The 483-nt window shown below is 42.7% G+C and carries 1 protein-coding gene; it reads left to right on the top strand.

Going from position 1 to position 483, the window contains the following annotated elements:
- Positions 1-49: 49 nt before the first annotated feature.
- A partial coding sequence (locus SB847_RS20505) for a condensation domain-containing protein (protein WP_410578389.1) occupies positions 50-483 on the top strand: 434 nt, incomplete at its 3' end.

Here is a 483-nt window from a genome sequence, read left to right as displayed (position 1 = left end):
GTTAAAGGCAGCTCCGCAGCCGCCCCTATTGTTTAATTATTTGGGACAAATGGATGAGGATCTTCAAAATGCGGCATTCTCCTCTTCCGGTCTTCCGACCGGAGAGTCGATCGGAAGTAGACATACACGGGAAAACGCGATGGAAATGAATGCGATCGTTTTGGACGGTCAGCTGGTTATTGATACGACGTATAATACAAAAGTTTATTCAAAACAAACCGTGAAGCATTTTACGGAGGCCTATAAAGAAGCGCTTTATGAGGTAATTGGCCATTGCGTCTCAAAAGAAGAGGCAGAGAGAACACCGTCCGATTATGGAGACAAGGCATTGGGCATTTACGAGCTTGAGGACATCAAGAGAAAGCATGAAGGATTTGAGATTGAAAAAATTTATCCTCTGGCTAATATGCAACAAGGAATGTTATTTCACTCTCTGGAAAATCAATCGTCAGGAGCCTATTTTGAACAAATCATCATTGAAGC

The organism is Bacillus sp. SIMBA_026, from assembly GCF_046535335.1.
In the GTDB taxonomy this organism is placed as follows: Bacteria; Bacillota; Bacilli; order Bacillales; family Bacillaceae; genus Bacillus; species Bacillus velezensis.
The sequence above is the reverse complement of the archived record's forward strand: the minus strand, read 5'-3'. Positions and strand labels throughout refer to the sequence as shown.